10 protein-coding genes are annotated in these 10031 nt (G+C 68.3%); 2 read left to right on the top strand and 8 right to left on the bottom strand.

What is annotated here, in order from left to right:
- Positions 1-98: 98 nt before the first annotated feature.
- Complete coding sequence (dtd, locus tag CLG85_RS19750) at positions 99-542, top strand: D-aminoacyl-tRNA deacylase (RefSeq protein WP_224844268.1); 444 nt, start codon at positions 99-101, stop codon at positions 540-542.
- Between the two features lie 12 nt (positions 543-554).
- Here the strand turns inward: dtd and CLG85_RS19745 are convergent, their stop codons facing one another.
- The 8 genes from CLG85_RS19745 to CLG85_RS19710 form a co-directional block, all read right to left on the bottom strand.
- Positions 555-1625 (bottom strand): hypothetical protein, encoded by a 1071-nt coding sequence (locus tag CLG85_RS19745; protein ID WP_260349898.1) that lies wholly within the window; start codon positions 1623-1625, stop codon positions 555-557.
- Positions 1626-2160: 535 nt separating this feature from the next.
- Positions 2161-2613 (bottom strand): NUDIX hydrolase, encoded by a 453-nt coding sequence (locus CLG85_RS19740; protein ID WP_095883405.1) that lies wholly within the window; start codon positions 2611-2613, stop codon positions 2161-2163.
- Positions 2614-2754: 141 nt separating this feature from the next.
- The gene (gene cydX / locus CLG85_RS19735; protein ID WP_095883406.1) at positions 2755-2877 is read right to left on the bottom strand and encodes a cytochrome bd-I oxidase subunit CydX; all 123 of its coding nucleotides are present in this window, start codon (positions 2875-2877) and stop codon (positions 2755-2757) included.
- A gap of 16 nt (positions 2878-2893) precedes the next feature.
- A complete protein-coding gene (cydB, locus tag CLG85_RS19730; protein WP_095883407.1) occupies positions 2894-4054 on the bottom strand; it encodes a cytochrome d ubiquinol oxidase subunit II in 1161 nt (386 codons plus the stop codon).
- Positions 4055-4059: 5 nt separating this feature from the next.
- Positions 4060-5673, bottom strand: coding sequence for a cytochrome ubiquinol oxidase subunit I (locus tag CLG85_RS19725; RefSeq protein WP_095883408.1), 1614 nt, complete (start codon positions 5671-5673; stop codon positions 4060-4062).
- Between the two features lie 176 nt (positions 5674-5849).
- Positions 5850-7526 carry an amino acid ABC transporter ATP-binding/permease protein gene (locus CLG85_RS19720; RefSeq protein WP_260349897.1) on the bottom strand — a complete coding sequence of 559 codons (1677 nt, stop codon included), beginning with the start codon at positions 7524-7526 and terminating at the stop codon, positions 5850-5852.
- The gene (locus tag CLG85_RS19715) at positions 7520-8062 is read right to left on the bottom strand and encodes an ATP-binding cassette domain-containing protein (protein ID WP_260349896.1); all 543 of its coding nucleotides are present in this window, start codon (positions 8060-8062) and stop codon (positions 7520-7522) included. The genes CLG85_RS19720 and CLG85_RS19715 overlap by 7 nt, the downstream gene beginning before the upstream one ends.
- Positions 8017-9195, bottom strand: coding sequence for an ABC transporter transmembrane domain-containing protein (locus CLG85_RS19710; protein ID WP_260349895.1), 1179 nt, complete (start codon positions 9193-9195; stop codon positions 8017-8019). The genes CLG85_RS19715 and CLG85_RS19710 overlap by 46 nt, the downstream gene beginning before the upstream one ends.
- Positions 9196-9446: 251 nt before the next feature.
- On the opposite strand from CLG85_RS19710, the gene CLG85_RS19705 reads away from it, so the two are divergent.
- Positions 9447-10007, top strand: a complete 561-nt coding sequence (locus CLG85_RS19705; RefSeq protein WP_095884085.1) for a DUF4202 domain-containing protein — start codon at positions 9447-9449, stop codon at positions 10005-10007.
- Positions 10008-10031: the final 24 nt, after the last annotated feature.

Genomic DNA, 10031 nt, shown 5'->3' with positions numbered 1-10031 from the left:
CTGCGCCCGGCGGTCGCGCTCGGCGCGCAGGCGGCTGCGGTGACCGTCAGCCGCGCGGGCGCCAACCCGCCTTGGGCACACGAGCTGGAGGCCAGCGCATGAGGGCGCTGATCCAGCGCGTCTCGGAAGCCAGCGTGACGGTCGAGGGCGCGGTGGTCGGCGAGATCGGCCCGGGCCTCCTGATCCTGATCTGCGCCATGCAGGGCGACACCGAGGCGCAGGCCGACAAGCTCGCAGCCAAGATCGCCAAGCTGCGCATTTTCCGCGACGCCGAGGGGCGGATGAACCGCTCGGTGCTCGACACCGGCGGCGCGGCGTTGGTGGTCAGCCAGTTCACCCTCGCCGCCGACACCCGCAGCGGCAACCGCCCCGGCTTTTCCACGGCCGCCGCCCCGGCGGAGGGCGAGCGGCTCTACGAATATTTCGCGGGGCGCGTGGCAGAGCAGGGCATCGCCACCGCCACCGGCCGTTTCGGAGCCGACATGAAGGTGGCGCTGCTCAACGACGGGCCGGTGACGATCTGGATGGACAGCGAGGGCTGAGCCCCCACCCGGTCACAACTCCGAGCCCGCGACCAACGTGCCGCGCAGGTAGGCCAGCCGCAGCTCGGCATGGGCCAGCGCAAACCTTAGGGTGATCTCTTCGTCCTGTGCCTGCAGCGCGCTCGAAAGCGGGCCGAGAAGCTGCGCCGCGGTCATCTGCCCAGCCCCCAACATCTGCTTGCCGCGGGCTGCCTGTGTCAGGGCCCAGCCCCGTGCCCTTTCAGCAGCGGCGAGGTCGCCACGCAGTGCCTCGCGCTCCTGAGCCGCCGTGCCAATCTCGAAATCGCCGGTGGACGAGGGTCCCTGCGACCAGCGCGGGGCCGCGTCGGGCGGAGCCCAGTCCCCCGCCTCGCTGCCCTCGCCGTCGTAGCCCGAAGCCTCCTCCAGCGCTGCCAGCTCCTCGGGCGAGCGGCGCGAGTCGAGCCCGTCGAGCAGCATGTGAAGCGCGCGGCGCTCCTGCGCCTCCGCCCCGGCGCGCAGGACACCGGCCCGCAGCTCGGAGAGCGGCGGCAGAGAGACCAGCTCGCGCAGCGTGCCGATGCCTTCGACCCCGCCCAACCGACTGTCGCCCATCGCGGCCAGCTCGAAATGGGCGCGCTGCGCCTCCGCCCCCGCGGAGACCCGCTCCGCGCGCATCAGCGCCACCTGAGCGCGCAACTCCTGCAGGCGCTCCGCGGGCACGAGGCCAGCCCCGACCGCCTGCGCAATCGGCCAATCCAGCGAGGCGAAATCGCGATAGGCAGCCTCGAGAAGCGCCGCGCGGGCGCGCGCTTCCTCGGCGGCGAGGTGCTGATCAATCGCCTCGAAGACAAGCGCGTTTGCCTCTTCGGCCAGTGCCAGCGCGGCATGGTCGATCTCGGCCAGTGCGAGGTCCCGCTCGGCCTGCTTGCGCGGAGTGTCGAAACGATCGGGCCCGGCCTGAGCGCTCTCGGACAGGCGCGCCAGCGCGGCCAAGGACAGCTCCGGCCCGAGGTCGGGCAGCCAGGCCAACTCTTCGGCCTCGCCGCGCAGCCAGGCCAGGCGCAGCTCGGAGGCCGTGCGGAAGCTGCCCCCCCTCCAGCACCGCGCGCGCGATGGCCGCATAGGGCGTTCCAGGCAGAATTGCCCCCGGTCGTTGCGCCAGGGTTCCGATCACCGTGCCACGGCCTTCGGCTCGCAGAAGCATGACCTGTGGCACAGCCGCGGTGCCCGGTTCGGATCCCGTGGTGCCATATCCCTGCATGCAACCAGGCAGCAGCGCGACCAGCGCAATGCCGCAGCCCAGACGGAAAGATGACTTGCTCATCCCCCCTCCCCTCTACTCAATCACTCGTTCAACACGCGGCATTGCGCCGCGGCACAGACCGGCAGAGTTGAGAAATCGCGTCGCCCGGCGCTACGTGCGCCGGCCGCCGGCAAGACGGATCCGCCCGCCCCCCTGGACGCGCCGAAACCCGCTCTTGTCGAAAATCGCACTGCTCTGCCTGGAACGGGCTGCTCTTGTAAGAGATCCGGCACCCTCGCCCCTGGATTTGGGTTACCTTATTTTCGCCATATTCCCCAGAGGCCACGCGATCACATGATGCACAATCGCGAAGCTGGCGTTGCTGGAATGCCGCATGGTCGCCCAGGCGACAGTTCAGCTCAGCAGCGCGGAGATGAGGGGAATCTTGTGCGGTGCATCGCAGAGAGTCAGCAGCAGTTCGGAAAGCTCCGGCTCGTCGACGCGCTTGGCGGCGGCTTTGGGGGTGAACCACTTGCGCCTGCGTTCCTTGCGCTCTTTCCAGTCGCGCGAGAGCGTGTCGACGATCATCGGGTAGACCCGCACCCGGCAGCGCAGCGCCGAGCCGCCATCGCGCTGCTTCGGATAGTGGTAGATGCCGATCTCTTTCTTGCCAATGTGGCCCTTGGCACCGGCTTCCTCGAGCGCCTCGATCTCGGCCGCCGCCCAGGGCTTCTTGCCGTCCATTTCCCAGCCCTTGGGCATCACCCAGCGCCCGGTATCGCGTGAGGTCACCATCAGCACCCGAAGCTTTCCGTTCTTGTCCCATCGCATGGGAAGTGCCGCGATCTGCTCACCGAGTGAGGTCATTCCGTCCGATACCTGTTGGGAAACCCGAGCCTGCTACGCGAGAAATGTAACCCCGATGTGACAACGGACAATATACACTGCGCTAAAACGGCAAGGGGCGGCCCGATACGGACCGCCCTCGAGCAGGCACGCTTGGCGAGGTCAGCTCTCGCGTTCGGCTTCCGCAACCATGCGCGCGTCGTCCCGCAGCTCCAGCCACATCGCGTTCATCACCGCGAAGAGCGCCGCCAGCGGCAGGCCGAGGATCCAGGCGAAATACCACATGTGTTCTCTCCTTTTCTCAGTAGGCGCTGTGCGAGCTGGTCACGTCGTCTTCGGTGACCTTGCCCCAGAGCACTTTGTAGACCCAGGCCGTGTAGGCGAGGATGATCGGCAGGAAGATCACCGTCGCCACCAGCATGACGAACAGCGTCAGGTGCGAGGACGAGCTGTCCCAGACGGTGAGCGAGCTGCGCGGATCGACTGTCGAGGGCAGGATGAAGGGAAACATGGTCAGCCCGACGCTTGAGATGACCCCGAGGATCGCCAGTTTCGACCAGAGGAAGGTCGAGACCTCGAACCCCTCGCGCAGCCCTCGCACCGCCATGAAGATGCCCGTGAAGCCGAGGATCGGCGCGATCAGGATCCACGGGCGCTCGGTATAGGCGATCAACCACGACCCCTCGTGCGCCACGTCCTTGAAGAGCGGGTTCGACGGGCCGTCCTTCACGATCTCCGAGGTGATGTGGAAGCCGTCGATGCCGAAGGCCAGCCACAGGCCGGCGAGCGCGTAGCCCGCCGCCGCGACCATCCCCGCCACGGTGCCGATGCGCTGCGCGCGGAAAGCGACCATGCCCTTGGTCTTCACCGACAGCCAGGCCGCGCCGTGCATGATCAGCATCGACAGCGAGACCACCCCGCAGAGCAGCGCGAAGGGGCGCAGCAGACCGAGGAACTTGCCGTAGAAGCTGCCGTCATACATCGGCATCAGATCCTCGGTCAGGTGGAAGGGCACGCCCAGCAGAACGTTGCCCACCGCCACGCCGAAGAGCAGCGCCGGGGCCGCGCCGCCGACGAAGAGCGCCCAGTCCCAACTGCTCCGCCACGTGGCGCTGTCGCGCTTGGAGCGGTACTTGAAGCCCACCGGGCGCAGGATGAGCGCCGCGAGGATGGCAAACATCGCGAGGTAGAAGCCCGAGAAGCTGACCGCGTAGAGCGGTGGCCAGGCGGCGAAGATCGCGCCGCCACCGAGGATGAACCAGACCTGGTTGCCTTCCCACACCGGGCCGATGGTGTTGATCACCACGCGGCGCTCGACATCGGTCTTGCCGACGAAGGGAAGCAGCGCGCCGACGCCCATGTCGAAGCCGTCGGTGAGCGCGAAGCCGATCAGCAGCACGCCGAGCAGCGCCCACCAGATCAGGCGGAGAACTTCGAAACTGATAAGATCATGCAGGATCATGAGGGTTACTCCGCAGGCGCATCGGCAAAGGGACCCTTGCCGTCATGGGTGCGCAGCCGGTGCTCGTGCCGCGCCATCCATTTCTCGGTTTTCTCCACATCCTCCTGCGGGCCCTTGCGGATGTACTTCAGCATGAGGCCCATCTCGACGATGAAGAGCACGGTGTAGAAGAGCGCGAAGCCCGCGAGGGTGAACAGAAGGTCGCCGACGCTCAGGTGCGAGGCCGAGAGCGCGGTGGGCAGGATGCCGTCCACCGTCCAGGGCTGGCGACCGTATTCGGCGACGATCCAGCCCATCTCGGCGGCGATCCACGGCAGCGGGATCCAGAGCACCGCCAGCCGCAGCGCCCAACGGGGATAGGCCCCGCGCCGGAAGTTGCTGAGCACGAAGAAGAGCCCGGTCAGCGCGATGAAGGAGAAGCCGAGGCCGACCATGATCCGGAACGACCAGAACAGCGGCGCGACGCCCGGCACAGTGTCGTCCGCGGCCATCTTGATCTGCTCTTCGGTCGCCTCGCGCGGGTCATCCACGTAGCGCTTCAGCAGCAGCGCGTAGCCAAGGTCTGCCGAGTGCTGCTCGAAGTTCGCGCGCACCTCCGCGGGGGTGGCATCGCGCTCGGCACGGATGGTCATCAGCTCGTCATAGGCGATGATACCTGAGCGGATACGTTCCTCGGATTCCGCGACCAGCTCGTTGATGCCGGGGATTTCCTGCGTCAGTGAGCGCGTCCCGATCAAGCCCATGACCCAGGGGACATGCACCGCGTAATGGGTCTCGCGCGCTTCCTGGTCGGGGAAGCCGATCAGGGTGAAATGTGCGGGCGCGGGCTCGGTCTCCCACATCGCCTCGATGGCGGCGAGTTTCATCTTCTGGGTGTGGCTGGCCGAGTAGCCCGACTCATCCCCCAGCACGACAACCGAGAGCGAGGCGGCCAGGCCGAAGGAGGCGGCGACGGCGATCGACCGGCGCGCCAGCTCCAGGTGACGCCCCTTCAGCATGTACCAGGCCGAGACACCGAGCACGAAAATCGAGGCGGTGATGTACCCCGCCGAGACGGTATGCACGAACTTGGCTTGCGCCACCTCGTTGAAGACCACCTCGAAGAAGTTGGTCATCTCCATGCGCATGGTCTCGGGGTTGAACTCGGCGCCGACCGGATTGACCATCCAGCCGTTGGCGATGAGAATCCACAGCGCCGAGAAATTCGAGCCGATCGCCACCAGCCAGGCAACGATGCAATGCGCCACGCGCGAGAGCCGGTCCCAGCCGAAGAAGAACAGCCCGACGAAGGTCGCCTCGAGGAAGAAGGCCATCAGCCCCTCGACCGCCAGCGGCGCGCCGAAGATGTCGCCGACGTAGTGGCTGTAGTAGCTCCAGTTCATGCCGAACTGGAATTCCATGGTGATCCCCGTCGCCACGCCGAGAACGAAGTTGATCCCGAACAGCGTGCCCCAGAATTTCGTCATCTGTCGCCAGATCGGGCGGCCGGTCATCACATAGACCGTCTCCATGATCGCCACGAGGATCGACAGACCCAGCGTGAGCGGCACGAAGAGGAAGTGATAGAGGGCCGTCATCGCAAACTGCAAACGCGACAGCTCGACAATATCGAGCTCCATGTCAGTACTCCTCTGCGCATGTTGTCCAAAGGCAAGCACCGCCGAATGGCGACCCATAGACCCTTGGTCCACAAGTTAAAATTCGAGGTGGGCGGGTACTCTTTACCGAACGACACCTTTCAGATGCCCTGCTACACCCCACCATTGTGACAGCGGATTGATCTGCATCAAGTTCATCATGATTCTGGGATATAGCTTTTGAGATCGATCACCTGATCGGCGGCCTCCAGCTCCGCGGCGCGGTGCGAAGCTGTGATGATCGCCGCATCTGGCAGAAACTTTCTTGTTCCTGCAATGACTTGCCGAGCCATGTCCGTATCGAGGCCCTCGGTCGGCTCGTCCAGAAGAAGCAGCTTCGGGCGGCGTAGAAGCGCCCGTGCCAACACCAGTCGGCGGGCCTGACCACCCGAGAGCCCGGCCCCGCCCTCACCCAAAGGTGAACCGAGGCCGCCGCGCTCTGCGACCGTCTGTGCCAATTGCACGGCCTCCAGCGCCTCCAGCGCTTCGGCCTCGGTCAGACCGGGGCGGGCGAGCGCGAGATTCTCCAGCACCGTGCCCGACACCAGCGCCGCGCGCTGCGGCACGAGGGTCAGCACCTCGCGCAGTTCCCTGTCCGGCCAGGTTGCCAACGGGCGGTCCAGAAGAGTGATCTCTCCCGCCGTCACCGGCTCCAGCCCGGCGATGACGTCGAGCAGGGTGGATTTGCCAAGCCCCGAGGCGCCGCGGAGCGCGAGCGTTTCGCCGACCCGCAGGCCGAAGGACAGATCATGCAGCAGAAGCCGGGACCAGCCGGGCCGCGCCAGCGAGAGGTGCCGAAGGGTCAGGAGCATCTCCGCATGTGCCTCTGTGACGGCCGTTGCACGAGCCGGGGCCAAGGGGGCCTCTCCCGGCGGTTCAGCAAGCACCCGGCCCGCCGCGTCGCGCATCCGGCCAATCTCGGCCATGCCCCGGCGCAGCGGCAGGAGCGTCTCGCCAAGCGCGAGCGCCACGAAAACGCCGATGGCGGCACGTGCCGGGTCGAGGTCGCTCTCGGCCACCAGCCAGCCCGCCAGCGCGAAGACCCCCGCCGCGGCCAGCGTCACGATCGCCGAAAGCGCCTGCCCCGCGCCGGTGTCGATGCGGTCGAGCTGATCCATGGCATAGCGCGCCTCGTCCTCGACCCTGTCCAGACCTGCGCGCCAGCTCGGCAACACCCCCTGCAGGATCGCCTCGCGCCGCCCGCGGAACAGGCCGATGGCGCGGCGCCGCAGGTCCTGCGAGGCCTCCTCGGCCCGCGCCGAGAGGCCCAGCGTCGCCCGCGCCACCCGCCAGAGCACCACACCGCCGCCCATCATGTAGCCCGCCGCGACCGAGAGCGCGATCGCATGCGAGGTCAGGGCCCAAAGTCCGAAAAACACCGCCAAATGGGTCAGCAGCGCCGCGGCGACAGGCAGGGCCAGCCGCAGCACCACCCCATCGAGCGCGTCCACGTCGGCGGTGATCCTGGTCAGAGCCGAAGCCCCCCGCAAGCGCCGCAGGTCGGCCACGGGAAAGCGCTCGAGCCTCTCCAGCAGGGTGACCCGCAGCGCCGCGAGCGCGCGCAATGTGGCGTCATGAGTTAGCAGGCGCTCGCCGTAGCGTGCCGCCGCCCGGCCAAGCGCCAGCCCGCGCACCCCGGCACTGGGGCGGAAAACGTCGAAGGCGATACCCACCCCCGCGACACCCGCCATGCCCGTCGCGGTGATGAACCAGCCCGAGAGTCCGAGCAGCGCCGCCCCCATCAGCAGCACGAGCACCGCCAGAAGCGCCCCCCGCCACATCGCGAAGGGATGCGCACGCCACAGCAGGCGCAGGATCTGCCAGAGCTTCAGCATGGGGCGGGCTCCAGATCGATGGTGCGGCCCATGGCACCGGCCAGCGCCGGATCATGGGTGGCGACAATCACCGTGCGTCCCTCGGTGGAGAGCTCCTTGAGCACCTCGATGATCGCGGCGCCGGTGGTCGTGTCGAGATCGGCGGTGGGCTCATCGGCGAGGATCACATCGGCGCCGCGGATCAGCGCACGGGCCAGCAGCAGCCGCCGCGCCTCGCCGCCCGATACCCCCGCCCCGCTTTCGCCCAGCACCGTTTCCAGCCCCTCGGGCAGCGCGGCGACGATGCGTTCGGCCCGCGCGCGGCGCAGCGCCTCGGCCGGAACCTCGCCCTCTGCGTTGCCGGTCAGGAAGGCGCGCAGGCTCATGTCCGGGATGTGCACCTGCTGCGGCACATAGGCAATGCGCGCCCGCCAGGCGTCGGCGCTTGCGTGGTCGAGCGGCCGCCCGGCCACCCGCACCTCACCTAGGTCGGACACAAGCAGCCCCGCGATCAGCTCGAGCGCCGTGGACTTGCCGACCCCGCTCGGTCCGCGCAAGGCCAGCGACTCGCCCGGGGCCACTTCGATGTCCGGCAGCGCCACACGGTGCGCCCCCCCCGCGCCACCTGCACCCCGCTGAGCGCCACCGAGGCGGGTCCGGGCAGCGGCGCGGCCTCCACCCCCTGCCCCAGCACCGGGACCGCCTCAGAGGTGACGAGCACCGCGAGGTCCTCCGCCACCGCCTCGGCCGCCGCCTTGTCGTGCCAGGCCGCCGCGAGATCGCGCAGCGGCTGGAAGAAGTCCGGCGCCAGCAGCAGCAGGAACAGCCCTTGGAACAGCGTCAGCCCCGGCCCGAAGAGCCCCCAGGTGCCGATGGTGATCTCCCCCAGCAGCGAGAAGCCGACGTAGACCGCCACCATCGCCACCCCGAGCGCCGAGAAGAGCTCGAGCACCGTCGAGGAGAGGAAGGCCACCCGCAGCACCGCCATGGTCCGCTCGCGCAGCCCCTCGGCGCGCGCCGAGAACTCGGCCCGCGAGGCCTCGGTGGCGTTGAGCAGCAGCAGGTCCGGCAGCGCCGAGATGCGGTCGATCAGCAGCGTATTCATCGCGCCTACTTCGACCATCTGCTTGCGGCTCGCGTCCTGCGCCGCCATGCCGACCAGCGCCATGAAGAGCGGGATCAGCGGCCCGGCGACCAGCAACACCAGCCCCGCGGCCCAGGAAATCGGCAGGATCACCGCGAGAGAGAGCAAGGGCAGCAGCCGGGCGCGCGCCATTGCCGGGCGGAAGCGGGTGATCCAGGGGCCGAGCGCGGCCAGTTTCTCGGTCAGCAGCGCGGCCAGCGCCGCCGAGGATGCGCCGCCCGAGCGCAGTGACTCGCGGTCCAGCAGCGCCTGCCTCTGGACGTGCAGCGTTTCGTCGGCGGCACGGTAGGCGCGCCGTGCGGCTTGGCGCTCTGCCCAGCCGCGGAAGAGCCCGAGCAGCGCAAAGGCCAGCGCCATCCAAAGCGTACGTGCGAGCGGCGCCGCCTCGGCCCATCCGGCGATGCCCCAGGCCAGCGCAGCGGCCTGCGGCAGCCAGAGCGCGCCCGCGAACACCGAGAGGCGCGAAGCCTGGCGCAGTTGGCGCTGCGCCTCGGTGCCAAGCAGGCTCTCGGTGCGGGTCCGCTTCGGCTCGGAGGCTAAAGACATAACGGCTCCACGAGAAAATCTGTTTCTCCCTCAATGAGATAGATGAACGCCGAGGGTTTCAACCCCAAGCCGCCCCGCGCGTCATTCTGCCGCCACCCGCAAAGCCCGCTTCCCGGGCAGCGCGGAGAAAGCCGTGGCCGCCCGCCGCGCCGGAGATTGCGCCGCGCGACCGCCCGTGCGACGCTGAAAGCTCCAGCCCGACAGGAGATTTTCCAGATGCCCCAGCCCCCTAATTGCAAAGGAGCCCGGAGATGAGCGCGCTTGATGACGTCCTGTCCGAGATCGATTCCGCCAACGCGCAAGACCCCAACCGCGAAGACGGCCAGCCCGCCGCGCTGCTCTACGGCGAGCGCATGAGCGCGGAGCTGAGCCGGCTCTTTCCTGCGGCCTCGGAGGTGCTGCAGATCGCCGCGCGCGGCCAGCACGTCGAGCGCTGGCTGCTGCCGCGCGAGTCCTACCCCATGGACCGCCCCGGCTATTTTGCCTGGCGCAAGGAGCAGGGCCGCCGCCATGGCGCACGGCTCGCAGGGATGATGGCAAAGGCGGGCTTTGACGCCGAGGCTCAGGAGCGCGTGGGCGTGTTGCTGCGCAAGGAGGGGATCAAGCGCGACGCCGAGGTGCAGGCGCTGGAGGACGTGATCTGCTTCACCTTCCTCAAGTGGTACTTCTCGCCCTTTGCCGAGACCCGTGATGCCGAGGGGCTGCAGCGCATCGTCGAGAAGACGGCGCTGAAGATGTCCCCCGAGGGCCGCGCCCGGGTGCTGCAGGAGTTCGACCTGCCCGAAGCGTTTGCCGAAGCCTTCCGCGACTGAGACCCACGCGGGGTCCATCGAAGG

The organism is Alloyangia mangrovi, from assembly GCF_002300555.2.
In the GTDB taxonomy this organism is placed as follows: Bacteria; Pseudomonadota; Alphaproteobacteria; order Rhodobacterales; family Rhodobacteraceae; genus Salipiger; species Salipiger mangrovi.
Note: the sequence above shows the minus strand (reverse complement) of the source record. Positions and strands in the feature narration are given on the sequence as shown.